We start from the raw sequence: 20,564 nt of genomic DNA on the forward strand, positions 1-20,564 counted from the left end.
GTGAAGGAGCGAACGATGGCCAGATTGAACCCCGGCGTGCTGTCTGTCATGTTTATAGCTTGTGCCACACTGGTGGTGGCGACGACTGCGGTGGCGGATAGTACTCCCACCACACCAGTCGCGCTGAGCCAGCCTGCCCTGGTCACGCCCAAGGCCTTGGGCGCAGCCATGCTGGCTGTGACCAGCGCCGGCAAGCGACTGGTAGCGGCTGGTGAACGCGGCACCATCTTGTATTCGGACGATGCGGGCCGTAACTGGCAGCAAGCCAGGGTACCTGTCAGCGTCAGTCTGACGGCACTGAAGTTTGTCGATGACAGACAGGGTTGGGCCGTCGGCCATCAGGGCGTGGTGTTGCACAGTACCGACGGCGGTGTCACCTGGAGCAAGCAGCTGGACGGCATCCACGTAGCGGCGCTGGCAGTACGCGCCGCTGCTGCGATGACTGGCCCGGAACAGCAGCGTGCCCAGGCCGATGCCCAGCGGCTGGTAGATGATGGTCCGGACAAACCCTTTCTCGATCTGTACTTCGAGAATGCAAACAGCGGCTATGTGTTGGGTGCGTATAACCTGATGCTCAGGACCACAGATAGCGGCGCAACCTGGCAGCCTTGGCAAAGCCATGTCGCTAACCCCAAAGGCTTGCACCTGTATGGCATGCACGGCACTGGCAACGCCTTATATCTGGCTGGTGAACAGGGCTTGTTACTACGTTCTACTGACCAGGGAGTCAGTTTTGTCACGCTGGCTACACCTTACAAGGGCAGCTATTTCGGCCTGCTGGCTGCGCGTAATGGCGCATTGCTGGCCTATGGTTTACGTGGCAATGCATGGTGGTCCGGCGACCAGGGTGTCAGTTGGAGCAAGGTTGATACCGGCATTCAGGCCTCGCTGGCTGGTGGTGCCGAATTGGCCGACGGCACGCTGGTGCTGGTCAGTCAGGGAGGAGACATACTGCTCAGTCACGACCAGGGCCGTAGCTTCGTTGCGCAGACCGGTGGCGGCTTACCTCCGGCTTTGCCTCTGACTGCGATAGCACAAGCCAGCGATGGTGCGCTGGTGGTGGCTGGCTTGCGCGGCCTGCGCCGCGTAGTGATTGCGACATCATCGGCGCGGCAGTAATAAAACCGCCTCTTCCTCATATGAATACCGTTGGAACATCATGAATACAGACCAAGATTTGGAACAACAGCCGGTGGTACGGCGACTGCAGGATTTCGATACCAGCTCCGGCAATCTGGGCGAGCGTGCACTGTTCAACTACCGGCCACTGGTGATATTGCTGTGCCTGCTGGCGACCATCGTACTGGGCTACCAGGCTACGCGCATCAAGCTCAATGCCAGCTTTGAGAAGATGATTCCCAGTGCTCATCCCTATGTGCTTAATTACCTGGCCAACAAAACCGATTTGAATGGCCTGGGCAATTCGGTGCGAATTGCGGTTGAAGCGGTCAAAGCACGCGACGGAACGATCTATGACCGCGCTTATCTCGACACCCTGCAGCGCATGAACGATGAACTGTTCCTGTTGCCGGGTGTGGACCGTCCTTTCATGAAATCCCTGTGGACGCCCAGCACGCGATGGGCCTCTGTCACCGAGGACGGTCTGGACGGTGGCACCGTGATTCCGGACGGCTACGATGGCACGGCCTCCAGTCTGGCGCAGTTGCGTGCCAACGTCGCACGTTCTGGCGAGATTGGCCAGTTGGTAGCCGCAGACTTCAAGTCCAGCATCATCTTCGTACCGTTGCTGGAACAGAATCCACAGACCGGTCAGTCGCTCGATTATGGAGCCCTGTCTGAACGTCTGGAGCAAATCCGCAGCAAGTATGAGAAGGAAGGTGTGCGTATTCATATCACGGGTTTCGCCAAGATCGTCGGTGATCTGATCGAAGGGCTGCAACAGGTGCTGTTGTTCTTCGTGCTGGCCATCGGCATTGCAGGTTCTGTTCTGTTCTGGTACACACGCTGCTGGCGCAGCACCACACTGGTGGTGGTGTGCTCGCTGGTAGCGGTGCTGTGGCAATGCGGTTTGCTGGCCACGCTGCATTACGAACTTGATCCCTACTCCATTCTGGTACCTTTCCTGGTATTCGCCATCGGCATGAGTCACGGTGCGCAGAAAATGAACGGCATCATGCAGGATGTTGGCCGTGGTACGCACCGCGTGGTGGCCGCACGTTATACCTTTCGCCGCCTGTTCGCCGCTGGCCTGACGGCGCTGCTATGCGACGCTGTTGGCTTTGCCGTACTGGTCAGTATTCGCATCAAGGTGATCCAGGATCTGGCAATTATCGCTAGTATCGGCGTGGCAGTGCTGATCTTCACCAACCTGGTGCTGCTACCAGTGCTGCTGTCCTACACTGGTGTCAGTGCCAGGGCGGCTGTGCGCAGCCTGCAGGATGACAGCGCCACCCAACCATGGCTATGGACTTTCCTTGACCGTTTCACTCAGCGCCGCTGGGCTACTGTCACGGTCATCGCCAGCCTGCTGCTGGGTGGCCTGGGCTTCCTCTACAGCCTGAACCTGAAGGTGGGTGACCTTGATCCTGGCGCGCCAGAACTGCGGGCCGACTCGCGCTACAATCGCGACAACGGCTTCATGGTCACCAATTACGCGGCCAGCTCTGACATCCTGGTAGTTATGGTCAAGACGCCGCCCGACCAGTGTACGCAATATGGCACGCTGGCCAGTGTAGACGCGCTGGCCTGGCAACTGGAGCAACTTCCTGGTGTTGACTCAACCAACTCGATGGCAGCACTCAGCAAACTGGCCACCACCGGCTATAACGAAGGCAATTTCAAGTGGTACGACCTGATACCAAATGCCGGCGCACTGGGTGCCGTACAGACGCGCGCACCACGTGAACTGTTCAACCAGAGTTGCTCCTTGTTGTCATTGTATGTCTACCTGAAAGATCACAAGGCCGCCACACTGACCCGTGTAGTGGATGCAGTTGAGGCTTTCGCCGCAGTGCATAACACGCCGGATGTTCAGTTCCAACTGGCCGCTGGCAGCGCTGGCATTGAAGCTGCTACCAACATCGTCGTCAAGCAGGCCATGCATGACATGCTGTTCTGGGTTTATGGTGCCGTGATCCTGTTGTGCTATGCAACTTTCCGCAACTGGCGCGCAGTGGTGGTGGCGATCTTGCCGCTGGTGCTGACCTCTATTCTGTGTGAAGTGCTGATGGTGGTACTAGGCATGGGTGTGAAAGTCGCGACCCTGCCCGTCATCGCACTCGGAGTAGGCATTGGCGTCGATTATGCACTGTATGTGTTGAGTGTGATGCTAAGCCGTATGCGTGCAGGTGCCAACCTGTCCGAGGCTTATATGCATGCATTGCAATTTACTGGCCGGGTAGTGATATTGACTGGCGTGACGCTGGCAGTGGCGGTTGCCACCTGGCTCTTCTCGTCAATCAAGTTCCAGGCTGATATGGGCATACTACTGGCTTTCATGTTCCTGTGGAATATGATTGGTGCGCTGGTACTGGTGCCGGCGCTGGCGCATTTCCTGATGCCGCAGGCGGCGCAACAAGACGTATTGCCAGTACCCGCGACTGGATCAGGCCATATCCACCTGCGCGAGAATGTGCTGTGAACCTGCTGAACTTGCTCTTCTCATTTTGCTTGTTGATCAGTATTGCCAGCGGTGCCCACGCCGAAGCGCTTATCAATGATGGCACCGTGAATCTTGGCATGTCGTTGCCGTTGAGTGGGCCGCAAGCAATTAACGGCCTGGCGCTTAAGGGCGGCGTGGAATCCTATCTTCAATACGTCAACCAGAACGGGGGCATCTCTGGTCGCAAGATACAGCTGGTGGCACTTGATGATGCGGGGGATGTGGCGCGCACTGTGGAGAACACGAAAAAACTCCTGGAAGAATTCAGGGTACTGGCCCTGCTTGGCTATCATGGTACGGCAGCAGCAGAGGCAGTACTGCCTCTGCTGCCAGTTGCCGGCGCACCCCTGATCGGCCCGACCAGTGGTGCTGAATCCCTGCATGAACCGTTCAACCGCCACGTGTTCAACCTGTTCGCCAGTTACAAGGGAGAAACGGAAGCCATCCTCAATCAACTTGATTTCCAAACCTTGATTGAGGTCGCCGTGCTATATCAAAAAGATCGCTTCGGCCAAACGGGGCTGAGGGAAGCTGAAGCAGTGATGCTGAAGCTTTCGCTCAGAAAAAATTCGGTCGGCGATGTAGCGGTCAATTCCGGCGATGTCACCCAGGCTGTCAAAACCATCGCTGATGGCAAGCCGCAAGCAGTGCTCCTGATTTGCCCGGCCTACCCGGCTGCGGAATTCATTAAACAGATACACAAGGCTGGCCTGTTTCCGCAATTCATTGCGGCATCTTATATGGATGTTAGCGCACTGTTCAAGGAGTTGGGGCCAGAGGCGCGTGGAGTTGCCATTTCTCAGGTTGTGCCGTTTCCTTGGGGTAGCGATTTACCGCTGCTCAGACAGTACCAGGCAATAGCAAAACAACAGCCGATTTCGGTGTATGGCTTGCAGGGTTTCATGGCAGCCAAACTGACGGTAGAAGCGATGCAAAAAATTGGTAGAAACCTCTCGAGGGAAAAGTTAATCAGCGCACTGGAAACTGACTATGACCTGGGTGGCTACCGGCTTCGTTTCAGGCGCGACAATCACAGCGGTTCGAAGTACACCGAAATGACCGTGATTACGCGCGACGGCAAGCTGAGCCGGTAAGAATTTAAATTGTGCAAGTCCTGGTTATTTATAATAAAACAAGGAGATAAACATGTACTACTGGCTCATCATCCTGGCTGTCGTGGTCATCGCCACAGCGGTCTTGCTTTCAAAACGCAGCCGCAATACGCCATTGCCACCGCAGAAAACCACAGACCCTGCGTCACTACGCAATACTGCACTCGGTACCGTTGTCGGATTTGCCGACAAATACAACACCCACGCCTGGCTTGGACTTCCGTATGCACAACCACCAGTCGGTGCCTTACGCTGGAAAGCACCGCGTCCGCCGCAGCCGTGGCATGGCGTGCGCGAGGCGCTGGCCTGCGGTCATCCATCCGTCCAACTAGGCGGTGTTACGCTGGAACTACCGCCAGAGCAATGGGGCAAGCTGGCAGGATCAGAAGACTGCCTGACACTGAATATCTATGCGCCCCAGATGCAGCCGGACGACATACCGGCAACCGCCTTGCCGGTGATGTTCTGGATACACGGCGGTGCCAACACAGCAGGGGCGTCCGGCACCTACACTACCTTGCGCAATCTGGCAGGACAAGATCGTGTGGTCATGGTTTCAGCCAATTATCGTCTTGGCATTCTTGGCTGGTTCAGCCTGGAAGAACTCGCGCAAGAAGGTGACACCGCTGCCGACCGTTCCGGCAATTTTGGTACGCTAGACCTGATCGCAGCGCTGCAGTGGATACGGCAACATATCTCCAGTTTTGGCGGCGACCCCAATAATGTCACCGTGTTCGGCGAATCAGCGGGCGGCCTGAATACTTATACGGTGCTGGCCAGCCCACTGGCCAAGGGTTTGTTTCATCGTGCAATCCTGCAATCGCCGCTGATGGCTAGTTACACCATGGCGCAGGCACGCAATTACACGGACAGTGCGCAACCTGGCCATGCTGTCAGCTCTCGCGAGTTGCTCTGTCAATGGCTACAGCGCGATGGCCGTGCGGCCGACCGTCCCACAGCCAAAACGCTGATCGCATCCATGTCACCCGCCGACATAGCCAGCTTTGTACGCAGCCTGACCCCCGAGATGCTAATGGCCCCTATCACTCCCGGCGCCCTTAGCTTCTACGATGCGCCTTGCGTGTTACAAGATGGACACGTATTGCCAGCGATGCCGCTGCTACAGGTGTTTGCAGATCGCAGTCGCTACAATGCAGTGCCGGTCATCATCGGCACCAACCGCGATGAATACCGGCTATTCATGTCCAATAATCCAGCCTATGTACACATGCTGTTTGGCAGCATCCCGCTGATGCGCGACCGTGTCCGCTACTTGCGTCATGCAGCCTATATGTCATCATTGTGGCAGGTATCGAGTGCGCTGGAGCCAGCCAGCGCGATGGTGGCTTCCGGTCATCGCGATGTCTGGGTCTACCGCTTCGACTGGGATGAGCAACCGGCTGTTCCCCTGATCCAGCCTCGGTTGTTGCTGGGTGCCGCCCATGTACTGGATGTGGCCTTCGTGTTTCGTGACCTTGATGGTGAGTTCGATCCATTCCGCTCCTTTAATGCCGCCAATTTACTTGGTCGCAAAGAAGTTTCTGGTGCAATGGCAGGCTATTGGACTCACTTCGCTCGTCACGGACAGCCACGATGCGGTCCAGCCGCATCCTTACCGGAATGGACGCGCTGGAGCGCCGAAGTCAATCAACCGCGCTTAATGGTATTTGACACCAGCATTGATGGTGGCACCCGTATGGTGATCCACAGCTCCAGCATGGCCGAACTCAAGGCAACGCTGGCGCAAGACCCTGCATTGCACCACGATCCACGCGAACGCGCCGAGCTGTATGGCCGCATGTTCCTGTGGTCGATCCTTGGAGGTCAAGAGGCGCCACACATGCTGACCACCTTTGCCCAGACTCACGGTTACGTTGGCAACGTCGCCGATTTGCGTCCCAGCTACTGGCCATGACGATAAATGTCAGCAAAGACTTTTTCAATGCAACGCTGTGAGCTGTGGTCACAGCACTATAGCGCTCAGTGACCGCAGCAGCAAACGTAGTTGTGCATGCAGTTCACCGCGTTGGTCTGCGTCCAGTTCAGCCAACATGGAACATTCCAACTGCGCCACAGCAGCATTACCCTCGTGTAGTAAAGCACTACCTTCAGGAGTCAGACGCAGATGAATGATGCGGCCATGATTGGTATCCGGTTGACGGGAGATCCAACCGCGCGCCTCCATTGCCTTCACCATTTCATTGGCGGATTGCGGCGAAATCATGGATCGCTCCGCCAACTGCGCATTGGACAATTGCTGCTGGGTTTCCAGCACAGACAAAGCAGTGTATTGGGCCGCAGTCAACCCCAACAGACCGAGGCTGTCGCGCAGGCGGCGGCTCAGCACGTGGTCAAGTCGTCCGATCAGGTAGGCAATACCGCTAGGTTTGTCGTGTACAGCGATGGACTGTTTTTTTTTCATCTTCATCCAAAAATTCAAATAGTTCAAAAAAGCGCTTGCATTACAGTTCAGACAGAATATATTATAAGTCACATATCAGGCAACCTGATATTAACCTACCATAAAGTGAGGCCAGAATGAGTCAATATGAAAATCGTTGGAGTACAGTAAAAGTTGAAGTTGCCGCTGGCATCGCCTGGGTAACGTTGAACCGACCAGAAAAGCGCAATGCCATGAGCCCAACGCTGAATCGTGAAATGATTGATGTACTTGAAACCGTTGAACTGGATACTGAAGCGCAGGTATTGGTGTTAACCGGTGCCGGTGACAGTTGGACTGCGGGCATGGATCTGAAAGAGTACTTCCGCGAAACTGACGGTCAACCCGAGATCATGCAGGAGCGCATGCGTCGTGATTGCTCGCAATGGCAATGGAAGCTATTGCGTATGTACAGTAAGCCAACCATCGCCATGGTCAACGGCTGGTGCTTCGGCGGTGCATTCTCGCCCCTAGTGGCCTGCGACCTGGCAATCGCTGCCGATGAAGCGGTGTTCGGTCTGTCCGAAATCAATTGGGGCATCCCACCCGGTAACCTGGTCAGCAAGGCCGTGGCAGACACAATGGGCCACCGCGCCGCACTACACTACATCATGACGGGTGACACTTTCACTGGTCAGCAAGCCGCTGAAATGGGCCTGGTGAACAAGAGCGTGCCACGCGCCGAACTGCGCGCTGCAGTGCTTGAGCTGGCCGACAAGCTTTTGGCCAAGGCACCAGTGGTATTGCGCATCGCGAAGAATGGCTTCAAACGCTGCCGCGAGTTGAATTGGGACCAGAACGAAGACTACCTGTACGCCAAGGTCGACCAATCCAATTACCGCGATCCAGAAAAAGGCCGCGCCCAGGGGCTCAAACAATTCCTGGACGACAAAACGATCAAGCCCGGTCTACAAACTTACAAGCGCGCATAAGACGCGCCCCACCGCCCAATAACACAGGAGATACGTCATGTTTGAAACTCGTTTGCTGATTGGAGGCCTGGATCAGGCCGCGTCCACAGGCGCCACTTACCAGCGCCTCAACCCCGCCACTGGCGACACTGCTTCAGTTGCTGCAGCCGCCACCCTGACTGATGCTGATGCCGCTGTAGCAGCGGCACAGGCGGCCTTTCCCACTTGGTCCGCCACGGCACCGGGCGAACGCCGCCGTCTGCTGCTGAAAGCCGCTGATTGCCTGGAAGCACGCGCGCCCGAATTCATCGCCGCTGGTGTGGCCGAAGCTGGTGGCGTACCGGGGTGGTATGGTTTCAACGTGATGCTGGCAGCGGGTATGCTGCGTGAAGCGGCTTCCATGACCACCCAGATCGCTGGTGAAATCATCCCATCAGACGTGCCTGGCCTGATGGCAATGGGAGTGCGCCAGGCCTGTGGCGTGGTGTTGGGTATTGCGCCCTGGAATGCGCCGGTGATTCTAGGCACGCGCGCCATCGCCACTCCGCTGGCCTGTGGCAACACCGTAGTGCTAAAGTCGTCAGAAATATGCCCTGCCCTGCACCGATTGATCGGTAAAGTGTTCGAGGATGCCGGTTTTCCGGCTGGAGTGGTCAACGTCATCAGCAATGCACCGCAGGACGCCGCCAGCATCGTGGCTCATTTGATCGCCAATCCGGCCGTCAAGCGTGTCAACTTCACTGGCTCGACCAAGGTGGGACGCATCATTGCGAAGCAAGCGGCACAATATCTGAAACCAGTGGTACTGGAACTGGGTGGCAAGAATCCATTGCTGGTGCTGGACGACGCTGACCTGGATGAAGCGGTACAGGCTGCCGCCTTCGGGGCCTTCTTTAACCAGGGGCAGATTTGCATGTCAACTGACCGCATCATCGTCGACAGCAAGGTGGCGGACCAGTTCGTCGAAAAGCTGAAAGTAAAAACTTATAGTCTGCGCGCTGGCAAACCGGGCCAACAAGGCGCGGTACTGGGTGGCATGGTCGATGGCGCTGCCGCCAGCCGCGTAGCTGCCATGATCGACGATGCCTGTGCCAAAGGTGCCACACTGGTTTGTGGTAGCACCGAAACCGATGGCAATGTGCTGCAACCGGCCATCATCGACCACATCACATCTGTTATGGCGGTTTATCAGGAGGAATCCTTTGGCCCCATCGTCGCTATTATCCGTGTCGATGGTGACGAGGCAGCACTGGCTGAAGCCAACGCTGGTGAGTATGGCTTGTCGGCGGCAGTCTTCAGCCGCGACATTTCGCGTGCACTGGCGCTGGCGCGCCGCATCGAATCAGGCATTTGCCATATCAATAGCTCCACCGTGGCAGACGAGGCTCAAATGCCGTTTGGCGGCGTCAAAGCCAGTGGCTACGGGCGCTTCGGTGGCAAGGCCGGCGTCGCCGAATTTACCGATCTGCGCTGGATCACCATCCAGAGTGGACATCGTCACTATCCGGTTTGACGGAGTTAACACCATGACGCAACTCCCCTCCACTGAGGTGGGCACGCTGGATCTGTCGCGCTACCGTCCGGTGCGCGTCGGCAGTGCGTCGGTGCGGATAGACACCGATACACAGGGATGCTGGCATCTTGCATCGCTGGAATCACTGGATGCCTACCCGGACCGTATCACCGATTGCCTGATACGCGGCGCTGAACAGCATCCTGGGCGCACGCTGGTCGCGCAACGTGGCCCTGATGGCGCTTGGCAGCACATCAGCTACCGGGAAATGCTGGAGCAGGCGCGCGCCATCGGCCAGGCACTGCTGGACCGTGGCCTGTCCGCCGAGCGTCCACTGATGATTTTGTCCGGCAACGACCTGCAACATCTGCAGATGGCAATGGGGGCGCTGTATGCAGGCATCCCCTATTGTCCCGTGTCGCCTGCAGCCTCCACCATTGCCACTGACTACACCAAGTTGTCACACTTCGTGCGCCACCTGACGCCGGGTATGATCTATGCCACCGACGGCGGCACCTGTGCAGCGGCACTGGCAACTGCGGTGTCAACTGAAGTGGAAATCGTGATCAACCGTGGTAATGCAGGGCGCACCAGCACACAGTTGGCCGAATTGCTGGCAACGGTACCAGGCACGGTAGACGCAGCCAACACAGCCAGCGGCCCCGACACTATTGCCAAGTTTCTGTTCACGTCCGGCTCGACCAAGCTACCCAAGGCCGTGATCACCACGCAGCGTATGCTATGCGCCAACCAACAGATGCTGCTGCAAAGCTTCCCGGCTTTCGGCGACAAGGCACCGGTACTGCTGGACTGGTTACCCTGGAGTCACACATTCGGCGGCAGTCATAACGTCGGCATCGCACTATACAATGGTGGCAGTTACTACATTGACGATGGAAAACCAACTGCGCGTGACTTCGCTATTACGGTGCACAACCTGAAAGAAATCGCGCCGACTGTATTCTTCAACGTGCCCAAGGGTTGGGAACTGCTTACTGCTGCATTGCAGGATGACCCTGCACTTTGCCAACACTTCTTTTCTCAGATGGAACTGTTCTTTTTTGCAGGTGCAGGTTTGTCGCAAGCTGCGTGGGATGCTCTGGAGCAGGTCAGCGAAAACCAGTGTGGTCAACGGATTCGCATTATGGCAGGCCTGGGCATGACGGAGACAGCGCCGTCCTGCACCTTCACCACCGGACCGGTAATGATGGCAGGCTATGTCGGCTTGCCTGCACCCGCCTGCGAGGTCAAGCTGGTGCAGGTAGACGACAAATACGAAGCACGCTTTCGCGGCCCACACGTTATGCCGGGTTATTGGCGCGCACCGGAAGCCACCGCCACTGCCTTCGACAAAGAAGGTTATTACTGCAGTGGCGACGCGGTACGCTTCGTCGATCCGGCACGGCCTGAACTGGGATTGATGTTCGATGGCCGTATCGCCGAGGACTTCAAGCTTAGTAGTGGCACCTTCGTCAGTGTGGGTCCATTACGGGCACGGGTGATCAGTACCGGCGCGCCTTACATCCAGGACGTGGTGGTGGCCGGTCTCAATCGTGACAACATAGGCTTACTGATATTCCCTCGTCTGGATCAATGCCAGCTATTGTCCGGATTGGGGGCCAATGCAGATGCTGCCGCTATTCTGTGCAGCGCCCCTGTACGCCACCATTTCCAGCAATTGCTGGTGCAGTTGAACACCAAGGCGACGGGGTCTGCATCCCGCATCCAACGCATGATGCTGCTGGAAGAAGCACCGTCCGTGGTCGCTGGAGAGCAGACCGACAAAGGCTCAATCAATCAACGTATGGTGTTGACGCGGCGCGTGGAGCTGGTCGAGGCGATGTATGATGCTGCGAAAACTGGCGGGGCATTTATAGTAGAGTAAAAATGCAAACAATATAAATTTCTCCAAATGCGATCTCTTAATTGGGGGAAACCTGCGAACGGTAAATTTCCGCGACCTCGATACTCTGGTGGTGAACCGAACGTTGTTTGTAGGTAGACCATCAGTTTTGTTGCCTTGGTGCCGAATACAGACGGAATACTTGATGCCAACTGAAGGCTGGGTTAAATAGATTTTTGTCGTCAGAATTCATCAATATTTGTTTTTAAAGTGACATCGAGGGTTCGTTTTAATTAACCCATGCATGCGGCTGCAAATCAATAAGATGGTCTGCGCAGTCGTCTTGCTTAAGAATAATTTACTGCGGTTTCACATTCAAGAAAGTCTTAAATTCAGCCACCATTAGCTGCTGAGTATCAAGCTTGGCAACACACTTGGCCAACTCCAATTGCAAAGTGCTTATCTGCGTCTCCAGAGTCAAAGCCTCAGCATGCTGCTCCTGTAAGTCAGTGATCCGGGCAGTCTTTTCAATTAATTGAGTATCCATCTGCTCGGCACGCTGTGCGATAGCTCGTTGTGCATCTAACTCAGTCTGTGTCTTACGACTCTGATTTTTCTCTTCATATAGCGACTTCTGCGCCTGGGACAATTCTGCAATCAGCTTAGCCCCATCCTGGTTGAGTTGCGTCACTTCGTTCTGCTTGAGCACAAGGCTCTGTTGCAAATGACGCAACTCAGCCTGTAGTTGTTGAACTTGCTGTTCATGACGCCTGATATCCTGATCTCGTTACTCTTTGACGGAGGATCTGTAATGCTCCAGGGCGTCCCGTGCATGATTGTTTTTTTCATTGATTGCTGGTGTGTTTCATACTCCACCAAGCGATCCTTAAGATCCGTTACCTGCTGCGCCAAAGTATGCTTGGCGATGGATTCGCTCTGTAATGTTTCCCTTGTTTCCTCGTGGGAATGGATTTCTTGTTTGATCGCGGCTATGGGGGTAATCGTCCTTTTGGTGCAATTTAGTGCGGCTTGGGGTAATCGACCTTTCATTATCTCGACTGCGGTTACTAGCTGAATTAACCCGGTCATTTTCATCCACCTTCCACTTCTTGGCGAAAATAGCCACCTGATCATTTGAGCCTTCAAATCCCAGTTCTTTCAGATCCAGATGAAGCTGTTTCAAGCTGCGTCGTTGCTTCCGATTTTTACCTACTCGGTTTTAAGCCAGCTCGAAAGCTGCAATGCGTATTTGTCGATAGCACTGGTTGTTTGTCGCTCCGCATAGGCAGGCTCTGTGACTTCAGAGCGCAGATAGTGTCGCGCGGATAGCGCCGGACAGTGTTGCGAGAGATGCCCAGTCATCTGGCGATCTCCCGTAATGGAATCTGCTCACGAATGTGCCAGCGTCGAATAATACCTAGTAATGCCACGTCAATCACTCCTGTCTCCTACTCATCAAGATAAGTAGGATTGCGTGCTAAACGTGGGTCACAATAGATGCAAATTATCCAGCAAAATGGGTCAATTTTCAGTGCAAATCAACACACATTTCAGAAAAAGTTAACAGCTATATTGATAAATATGTCAACAGACCCTAGTCATAGAAAATAATTCTTTTATAATTAATGAAATATTGATAGCATTTATCGCAAAAAATCCTAGCAGCGAAGAGCAGCTTATTTCAATTTTGCTGGATGGGCGATGCCCATTGTTGTATTCCCTCTGCTAGAAGTGGGAATCGCTGGCGGAGACAGTGCGTTTCTTCGCTTTCAAAATTCATTCTGGCAAGTTTGCAGTTGGACTTAAGCCAAGCGCGGGAGCGAAGATGAGATCTGAGGCAGTTATTACTGCGATAAAGAAAATTACAGAGGTGAACTCTGGGATGATCGATACGATCATTAATAATTTTCGAGGCGGGTGGGAAGGGTGGCTACAAATTGAGACAATTGTAGAACTTAGCGATCAGCTTAAGCCTGGTCATGCAGCCGACCGTGAAGTACATTACCCAAATAGCACGCAAATAGCCGATGTTGTACTCTATCCTCGCATGGGAAACAACATATATCTTGAATTGAAAACTCAGAACAGACCGAATGACGACATATTAAATCGATTCCAGAACGATGTTACGAAAATAGAAAATCAACGTAGCGCAAATCCTGCCAATGTTTACATCGCCGTTGCTTTTATGAAAACTTTTGATCGTAATGGCTTATTTGAAATAGATCGCGCTTCTGGCACCAGTTTTGTAATCTGGCAATTTCAGAGGGATGGATGGAAGAATTACATAAATAATAGTTCCAGCATAAAAGAAAATGTCAACACTATTGCGGTAATAACATATACCTAGTAGAGATTTTCATATTACGCTTTTTTGTAGTTTGGGTTAATACCCAACCCAGCCGGGGTAATTTATGTATGCAGTGTCGATCTTCAAACAGGCGTTCGCTTCATGATCTCATCTTCTGAACTTAGCCCATCAACGCAGGCAGTGGGGCAGTTGATTGGCCTGCTACGAAAGCAGGCCGATGGCTTTGAACTAAACAGCGAATGGTTTTCAAACCCCGTTAGCGAGATGGAAAAAATGGGGACGCGGCTGGACCAGGTGGTGGACCTTCTGCATGGGGTGCTGGGAGTGGCAGCCTCTGAACCTCCGTCGGTATTTGAAGGCGCTAGCTGGCGGATGATTCAAAACACTTACACGGCTGGTCAGTCTCCCTATTATGTGGTGTTGCCGCCAAAAGGGGTCACGCAAGGGACAATTGGTGTCGGCACCATTCAAAGCATTCCCGATAAGGGTGGTTTGCAGGTGGAAGCTTATGTGTATCTGCCACTTTTCAGCTTTTCCCCTTCCGGGGCACATTTCTTGCTCGACAAATCCGATGAAGCGCTGCAACTGGGCCTGCATCTAACGGGGCCACGCGACACCCGTTTTCAAAGCGGGGCTGTCTCGTTTAGCGGCGCCCAACTGGATACAAAAATATTCCTCCATGCAACCGCGCCCACCATGCAGCTGAGATTTTTGGGGTTAGACGGCACGCAAGCACCCAATACCTATACATCCATACAAACCATCCTAAATGATCATCCAGAAGTGCAAACCTGGTTGACTGCAATTCTCGATCAATCGTCAGACTGGCTGATTGAGCCGATTGGCCTGACGCCGCTAAAAGTGGGCAGTTTGCTTCATGCAGTCGGTCTCGTTAAATCAACGGGAAATCCGCCCAAATATTCGCTAACCCTGAACGTATCCAAAAAGCCAGAAGCGATTGCGCTTGATTGCATTGCCTATCTATGCACCACCATTTTGGATGGTGGCTACTGCCGCGCCATTGTGACGCTACCCGGTGGCGGCATTTTTATTTCAACTCGTTACAACAGCGACGATGGCAGTGTTGATTATGGCATCCAAGTACGCATGGAGATGGGGCTCAATAGAGGCCGTGGCACATCGGGCAATGCCCCCGGCTTGGATATTAACCTGTGCCTTGGCGCATGGCTCAGCGGCGAACTAGATGGAGGTAACAATTGGATGCGACGCAGCCTGCCACCCGAAGCCAGCCTGCCGCTCGAAGGACTGACTCTCTGGCTGATGTCCAAAACCAACGACGAATATCGTTTTACACCGGGCTTCTCGCTTTCTAGCATTGGAGTGGATATTAAAGGCCGCGCCGGGAACCCGCTGGTTAATATTGATGGCTACAGCTTGCAAGGAGTTGAACTGCGTGCCACGCTCGATGCGCTGGTTATCACCGAACCATCCACTTGGACTTATGGTTTTGCGGTGAAACTTTATGAGCTTGGCGTTCCTCTGTTGCCTTCGGCCGGTGGCGGCAGTGGCAGCAACCCGGTGGCGCAAAGTCTGTTGCAGGCGGGCGGCACAAAGCAAACTGCGCAGGGCAATAACAATCCAGTCAACCCCAGCTTTGGTGTTGCGGCGGCGTGGTATCTGCATGGCACGTTTGATGTGCAGCTATACGACCAAAATGACGACCCCGCCGAAAAGGTGTTTATTCCCATCAGCCGCACGCTGGGGCCGCTTGAATGTGAACGCTTGGGCATTGGCTGGGTCAAAGAAAAAAGTCAGCTTTCAGTGCTTTTCGATGGCGGCGTTCGCGTTGGGGAATTAAGCGCTATGCTCACTGGCCTGACGGTGGGTATGCCTCTGCGCACGCCAGCAGATTTGCGCAAATACGAACTTGATCTCAGCGGCATGGGCATCACCTTCAAAGCTGGCCCCGTCAGCCTCGATGCGGCCTTTGTCAAAATTCCGCCAGCATTGCCAGAGCGGCCTTGTACCGAATATGGTGGCACAGCCACCATTGAAGTGGGCAGCTTTGCCATCTCGGCGCTGGGTTCTTATGCCTATTTGCCCGGTCAGGGTGGGCAGGATGGCAGCGCATCTATATTCATTTATGGTGTGATGCTCGCGCCACTCGGTGGGCCAGAATTCTTCTTTGTCACCGGGCTGGCCGCCGGTTTTGGCTACAACCGCGCCATTAAGCTGCCTGCGCTCAGTGGGGTCTCATCCTTTCCGTTTGTCGCCGCATTGAAAGACCCCGCAGAGCTTGGCGCAACACAAAGTCCCTCCGGCGCATGGACATTCCCCAACCCTGCTGTGGTTTTAGAAAAGATTGACGATGTAGTGCCGCCGCAGCGCGGTGAATACTGGTTGGCGGCGGGCATTCGCTTCACCAGCTTTGACCTGATCCACAGTTCGGCATTGGTCAGCGTGGAATTTGGCAACGAGCTGCAGATTGCCCTGTTGGGCGATTCGTGGATGAGTATGCCGCCCCCCTCTGGCCCTGAAGGTAAGCCACCCAGCACCCGCTTTGCTTATGTGGAGATGGGCGTGGAAATTGAAATTCTACCTTCGCAGGGAATCATCTCGGCGGCGGCTGTTCTGACCAATAATTCGTTTGTCATAGACCCAAACTGCCACCTCACTGGGGGCTTTGCTTTTTATGTCTGGTTTGGCGATCATCCACACGCTGGTGAATTTGTGCTGGCGATTGGCGGCTACCACCCGCATTTCAAACCGCCGACGTATTACCCACAAGTGCCGCGCCTGGGCTTCAACTGGCCCATCACCACTGAATTAACCATTTCTGGTGATGCCTATTTTGCCTTGACACCCAGTTGTATTATGGCAGGAGGTGGACTGCAGATTGTCTTTAGTTCGGGCAACCTGCGGGCCTGGTTTATTGCACACATGGATGCGCTCATTTCATGGGCACCCTTCCATTACAACCTCGATATTGGTGTCAGCATTGGGATATCTTACCGGCTGAACCTGTTGTTCGTCACCGTAACGTTAAAATTTGAACTGGGTGCTTCACTCACACTCTGGGGGCCGGGCATGGGCGGAGTGGTGCGTATCAACTTGTACATTATTTCGTTTTCAATTGGTTTTGGCGCAGATGAATCGTCGCTGCCTCCCAGCATTCCGTGGACAGATCAAAGCAATGGACAAGGTTTTGCACAAACCCTGTTACCGCAGAGCACTCCTTACGGGTCTGCCCCCAAATTGATGACGCATGATGTATCCACTTCAACACCATCTGCCAGTGTACTGACCCTAACTGCGGTGAGCGGTCTAGTTTCTACCCTAACAGATAAAGATGGTAATTCAGTTTGGCTGGTGAGCCCTGCCAATTTTTCGTTCTCTGCCGTCAGCAGTATTCCGCTGACCGAAATGGATGTTACTCCTGTGGATGGTGAAACAGCACAGACAAAATGGCAGGCCAGCGCACTTTGCCCCAATGGGGGCCAATATTTTGTCTGCATTCGCCCAATGCGCGCAACACTGGGCAGTTCAGTGCTGACGCTTACACTGACAGATGATAAGGCAAAGAAGCCTTCCAATCTCGCCGCTGATTTTGACTTTCAACCGAACATTGTACGCACCCAGGCCGCCAAATGGGGCAAACCGCTCCCCTTGAAACCGGGTGGCAAATCTGCAAATGCGCCGGAGATGAACGAGACGCTTGAAGGCAGGCTGTTTGGCTTTCAACGCATCACTCCCAAAGTTCCAATACTTACGCCAAGCGGGGACATGGCGTTGTCAATTGATATTACACAGGCTTTTACCCCTGATGTAGTTGACGATGAGTCTCCATACTACACACCTGCTCACCTACCATTAAATACTACAACCCTGCCATCGGGCCAAGTCCCACAGGAAAACACCAATACTTGGGATGCGATCAAAGAAAGTTTGACCAATACTAAAATAACAATTTCTCGCACCAATATTTACAATGCGCTGATAGAACAATTTCAATATGACCCCCAGACCAACGGAGACTATACATACTTTGCAAAAGACCCTGGTCGCTGGCTCAATGGTCAACCGCTCGTTTTACCTGCCACCCACCCCGTCGGCAATGGAGTTGCGCAATGAACAACGGAAAGCCACTTCCCAATGACGTCACCGTTAATTTTTACGATCATTACATCCCATCGCTGAAAGATGGCGAATTCACGCTCCAGTTGTCGCAAGCGCTCACAGTCGATACTGCTCAAACAACAAAAGATCAGGGAAATACCGATATTCCAGCGCAGCCACAGCCACCTATCACGCAAAAATTTATTGTGCAGGGTGCCCGCTTTAGTTTGCCGCCGGGCGATGTCAGCCAGGTTTTCCCGGCGGCAGGCAGTTCTGGCAGTTACGATGAATACCTGCCGCAGATTGTCTTCAAGCGCAAGTCTTTGCCCTGGGAACGCGATTTCATTTTGAACCAGAGCACCATCCCTTGGGTAGCGCTGCTCGTCTTTAGCGAAAGCGAATTGCCTGCGCCGCAAAACGCGCCAGCGGGCAGCCAGCAAAACCCGAATCACGTCACATCCATTCTATTGAAAGACCTGCTCAACCCACCTGTCGGCACCCTTGGACCAAACATCACGCTAGAAGATGGTGAGAATCAGAGCAAAACCTACTGCAACGTCATTGACATTCCGATTGCTACGTTTAATCTGCTACTCCCCAGTATTGCTGACCTACCTTTTCTGGCACACACGCGCCAAGTGAATGTTCAGAACAAAGCCGCAGCCAACGGGCAAATACACGATGGCTGGTATAGCGCCGTGATTGCCAACCGTTTTGCCGTGCCGCCCGCTGCCGATGTAGCGCAAATAGGCAATATCGTCCATCTCGTTTCGCTTGAAGGGTTTCAAGACAAGCTTAATCAAAACGCAGCACCAACTGTTAGCGGATATGACACCGTACGTATGGTCTCGCTATTTAGCTGGACGTACACATCGCAGCCCGACCCGGCAGAGAATTTTAAAACTCTCATGCTGAACCTCATTCAAGATAAGCCAGACCTGCAACTTCACTTGCCATTGCCAAAATCAGCAGCTGCCAAAACCGCAGATGATGCGGCACAACAAGTGAAAGCCCGCCTGAAAGATGGATATGTGCCACTCTCTTATAAAATGTCGAGCGGCGACCAAAGCTTTGCTTGGTATCGTGGCCCGCTCTCCCCTGTACGGGTAACTCGCTTTCTGAAAGATGCCGGGCCAGGGCAACCCCAAAACCCCACCGTCCCATTGACAACCAGCGCAGCCATGATCTTTGAAGAGGCAACAGGTATTTTTGACCAGTCGTATGCGGTTGCCTTCCAAACAGGACGTTCACTTGCGCTGGCTAGTGCGCCGTTCGCACAAAATCTAATGAATTGGCGCATTCACGCCCACAGCATTGTTGATTTGCTCCACGAACGCATCACCAGCCCGGTTTATTCAGAAAAAATAAAACAAAATGGTGTAGTGAATGCATTGGGCAATGAGTTTGCAACGACAAGCAGCATCCTAGACCTGACGAAATTACTCGATACCAACTTTGTTGCACAGGCTTTTCACCAAGCTTCATCGTTGGTTTTTTATCAAAAAGTTTTTCAAAAGGTCGGTCAAAAAGATCGCGTACCACTAACCCCGATCGCAACAGCTCAGACATTGCCAAGTGCAACAACCCCGGCCCAACTGTTCACTTTAATGCAGCATCAGCGGGTGGTGGCACTTTTGCAACATCTTTCAGGGTTAGATAACCTAGGGACGACGGCGTCGGCCTTGGCAACGGGTGCAACATCTATCAAACTAAACACCCATGGAACAAAAGAAGTCATTCCCAAGGGAACCGGTATCGTCCTTTCCAGCCCCGACGAAAAAACCCTTATGCCAGTCGTTCTATCAAGTGATGTGCCTGCAAAATCGCTCAGTATCCCAATTGAGCCTTATGCTGGCACCCCCATGCCAGTCGGTAGTGTGCTCTACGTTCAAGACCCCAACCAAGATGCCAGTCAAATTGTGGCGTGGTTGGCTTCCACGGCTTTACTCCACAACGTTCCATTCAATAATCTTGTGGCGCATCCCAGTTTGCTGCCACAGGATAGCATCCGTTTTTTCTATCTTGACCAAAATTGGGTAGATGCCTTGTTAGATGGCGCATTGAGCATTGGTCTGCAAACCGGGCGTGATGTACTCCTTCATCAATTGATGCGCGAGAAACTTCACCAAAAAATTCAGGGGCGAATGGCGCAAATGCGTAATACCCTACTTGGCCTGCCTATCCACGCTGCCCCAGTTGCGCCCCAACCTAGTGGATTTTTACTGCGTTCGCAAGGAGTGGCAGGCTGGCCAGGGCTTGAGATCAAAGCATTTACCGGGACGCAAGATGCGCCACAACCCATGCCCCCCCTACGCCTGGAACTGCTTGCCAGCGACACGCTTTTTGCTCTTTACCCCGATGTGCCGACCCAAATCACTTTTACCGAACCCAGCGAAGGGTTGGTTTTTGGCTCCGAAGATGCAGGGATTGAGATGCGCTATATTCCCGGTGTCCGACAGTTTTCCCCACAAAATATTGGCAAAGTGATTAAAAACGATAAAGGCGAAACAATCTATCTGCCTGCAGATGCCATGAAAACTGCCCGACGTGCTGGTGCAAATGCGCCTTTTAATTTTGCGGGCATCAACGGGCTTGTGAAACTTGTTGAAGCAACCATTCAAAACAACGTACCTGAGCAACCTACACTAACGCTCACCCCAGCATCCTTTGCCGTCCAAATGGTACGCGTGCCCGAACAAATGAAATTTACCCCTTTGGCCTGAGGAAAATGACGG

General features: G+C 53.7%; 13 protein-coding genes. 10 read left to right on the forward strand and 3 right to left on the reverse strand.

Annotated elements, in window-relative coordinates; all coding sequences use genetic code 11:
- The first annotated feature begins 15 nt into the window (after nucleotides 1-15).
- The 4 genes from ACO0LD_RS05500 to ACO0LD_RS05515 are packed head-to-tail and all read left to right on the forward strand — an operon-like array spanning nucleotide 16 to nucleotide 6,649.
- Nucleotides 16-1,119 (forward strand): WD40/YVTN/BNR-like repeat-containing protein, encoded by a 1,104-nt coding sequence (locus tag ACO0LD_RS05500; RefSeq protein WP_423004542.1) that lies wholly within the window; start codon nucleotides 16-18, stop codon nucleotides 1,117-1,119.
- A 40-nt stretch (nucleotides 1,120-1,159) separates the two neighbouring features.
- On the forward strand, nucleotides 1,160-3,601 hold the full coding sequence (locus ACO0LD_RS05505) for an efflux RND transporter permease subunit (RefSeq protein WP_423004544.1): 2,442 nt from the start codon (nucleotides 1,160-1,162) through the stop codon (nucleotides 3,599-3,601).
- Nucleotides 3,598-4,716: an ABC transporter substrate-binding protein gene (locus ACO0LD_RS05510; RefSeq protein ID WP_423004546.1), complete on the forward strand. Its 1,119-nt coding sequence runs from the start codon at nucleotides 3,598-3,600 to the stop codon at nucleotides 4,714-4,716. The genes ACO0LD_RS05505 and ACO0LD_RS05510 overlap by 4 nt, the downstream gene beginning before the upstream one ends.
- Before the next feature lie 52 nt (nucleotides 4,717-4,768).
- A complete protein-coding gene (locus ACO0LD_RS05515) occupies nucleotides 4,769-6,649 on the forward strand; it encodes a carboxylesterase/lipase family protein (protein ID WP_423004548.1) in 1,881 nt (626 codons plus the stop codon).
- Nucleotides 6,650-6,697: 48 nt separating this feature from the next.
- Here ACO0LD_RS05515 and ACO0LD_RS05520 read toward each other — a convergent pair whose 3' ends face one another.
- On the reverse strand, nucleotides 6,698-7,156 hold the full coding sequence (locus ACO0LD_RS05520; RefSeq protein WP_423004550.1) for a MarR family winged helix-turn-helix transcriptional regulator: 459 nt from the start codon (nucleotides 7,154-7,156) through the stop codon (nucleotides 6,698-6,700).
- A gap of 116 nt (nucleotides 7,157-7,272) precedes the next feature.
- Here ACO0LD_RS05520 and ACO0LD_RS05525 point away from each other — a divergent pair, with 116 nt between their 5' ends.
- The 3 genes from ACO0LD_RS05525 to ACO0LD_RS05535 are packed head-to-tail and all read left to right on the forward strand — an operon-like array spanning nucleotide 7,273 to nucleotide 11,483.
- Nucleotides 7,273-8,106 carry a p-hydroxycinnamoyl CoA hydratase/lyase gene (locus tag ACO0LD_RS05525; protein ID WP_423004552.1) on the forward strand — a complete coding sequence of 278 codons (834 nt, stop codon included), beginning with the start codon at nucleotides 7,273-7,275 and terminating at the stop codon, nucleotides 8,104-8,106.
- Nucleotides 8,107-8,143: 37 nt separating this feature from the next.
- The gene (locus ACO0LD_RS05530) at nucleotides 8,144-9,598 is read left to right on the forward strand and encodes an aldehyde dehydrogenase (RefSeq protein WP_423004554.1); all 1,455 of its coding nucleotides are present in this window, start codon (nucleotides 8,144-8,146) and stop codon (nucleotides 9,596-9,598) included.
- A 13-nt stretch (nucleotides 9,599-9,611) separates the two neighbouring features.
- Complete coding sequence (locus ACO0LD_RS05535) at nucleotides 9,612-11,483, forward strand: feruloyl-CoA synthase (RefSeq protein ID WP_423004556.1); 1,872 nt, start codon at nucleotides 9,612-9,614, stop codon at nucleotides 11,481-11,483.
- Nucleotides 11,484-11,799: 316 nt separating this feature from the next.
- Here the strand turns inward: ACO0LD_RS05535 and ACO0LD_RS05540 are convergent, their stop codons facing one another.
- Together ACO0LD_RS05540 and ACO0LD_RS05545 are read right to left on the reverse strand one after the other, a co-directional pair.
- Nucleotides 11,800-12,132: a hypothetical protein gene (locus tag ACO0LD_RS05540; protein ID WP_423004558.1), complete on the reverse strand. Its 333-nt coding sequence runs from the start codon at nucleotides 12,130-12,132 to the stop codon at nucleotides 11,800-11,802.
- A gap of 195 nt (nucleotides 12,133-12,327) precedes the next feature.
- On the reverse strand, nucleotides 12,328-12,624 hold the full coding sequence (locus ACO0LD_RS05545) for a hypothetical protein (protein ID WP_423004560.1): 297 nt from the start codon (nucleotides 12,622-12,624) through the stop codon (nucleotides 12,328-12,330).
- Between the two features lie 570 nt (nucleotides 12,625-13,194).
- On the opposite strand from ACO0LD_RS05545, the gene ACO0LD_RS05550 reads away from it, so the two are divergent.
- From ACO0LD_RS05550 to ACO0LD_RS05560, 3 genes are all read left to right on the forward strand, one after another.
- A complete protein-coding gene (locus ACO0LD_RS05550; protein WP_423004562.1) occupies nucleotides 13,195-13,791 on the forward strand; it encodes a hypothetical protein in 597 nt (198 codons plus the stop codon).
- Nucleotides 13,792-13,893: 102 nt separating this feature from the next.
- Nucleotides 13,894-17,844, forward strand: coding sequence for a DUF6603 domain-containing protein (locus ACO0LD_RS05555; RefSeq protein ID WP_423004564.1), 3,951 nt, complete (start codon nucleotides 13,894-13,896; stop codon nucleotides 17,842-17,844).
- On the forward strand, nucleotides 17,841-20,552 hold the full coding sequence (locus tag ACO0LD_RS05560) for a hypothetical protein (protein WP_423004566.1): 2,712 nt from the start codon (nucleotides 17,841-17,843) through the stop codon (nucleotides 20,550-20,552). The genes ACO0LD_RS05555 and ACO0LD_RS05560 overlap by 4 nt, the downstream gene beginning before the upstream one ends.
- Nucleotides 20,553-20,564 lie beyond the last annotated feature (12 nt).

Source organism: Undibacterium sp. Ji83W, from assembly GCF_049340385.1.
GTDB lineage: Bacteria > Pseudomonadota > Gammaproteobacteria > Burkholderiales > Burkholderiaceae_D > Undibacterium.

Coding starts and splice junctions, on each gene's coding strand:
- ACO0LD_RS05555 (WP_423004564.1), top strand. CDS start 13,894: ATGATCTCATCTTCTGAACTTAGCCCATCAACGCAGGCAGTGGGGCAG.
- ACO0LD_RS05505 (WP_423004544.1), top strand. CDS start 1,160: ATGAATACAGACCAAGATTTGGAACAACAGCCGGTGGTACGGCGACTG.
- ACO0LD_RS05525 (WP_423004552.1), top strand. CDS start 7,273: ATGAGTCAATATGAAAATCGTTGGAGTACAGTAAAAGTTGAAGTTGCC.
- ACO0LD_RS05535 (WP_423004556.1), top strand. CDS start 9,612: ATGACGCAACTCCCCTCCACTGAGGTGGGCACGCTGGATCTGTCGCGC.
- ACO0LD_RS05520 (WP_423004550.1), bottom strand. CDS start 7,156: ATGAAAAAAAAACAGTCCATCGCTGTACACGACAAACCTAGCGGTATT.
- ACO0LD_RS05500 (WP_423004542.1), top strand. CDS start 16: ATGGCCAGATTGAACCCCGGCGTGCTGTCTGTCATGTTTATAGCTTGT.
- ACO0LD_RS05515 (WP_423004548.1), top strand. CDS start 4,769: ATGTACTACTGGCTCATCATCCTGGCTGTCGTGGTCATCGCCACAGCG.
- ACO0LD_RS05560 (WP_423004566.1), top strand. CDS start 17,841: ATGAACAACGGAAAGCCACTTCCCAATGACGTCACCGTTAATTTTTAC.
- ACO0LD_RS05530 (WP_423004554.1), top strand. CDS start 8,144: ATGTTTGAAACTCGTTTGCTGATTGGAGGCCTGGATCAGGCCGCGTCC.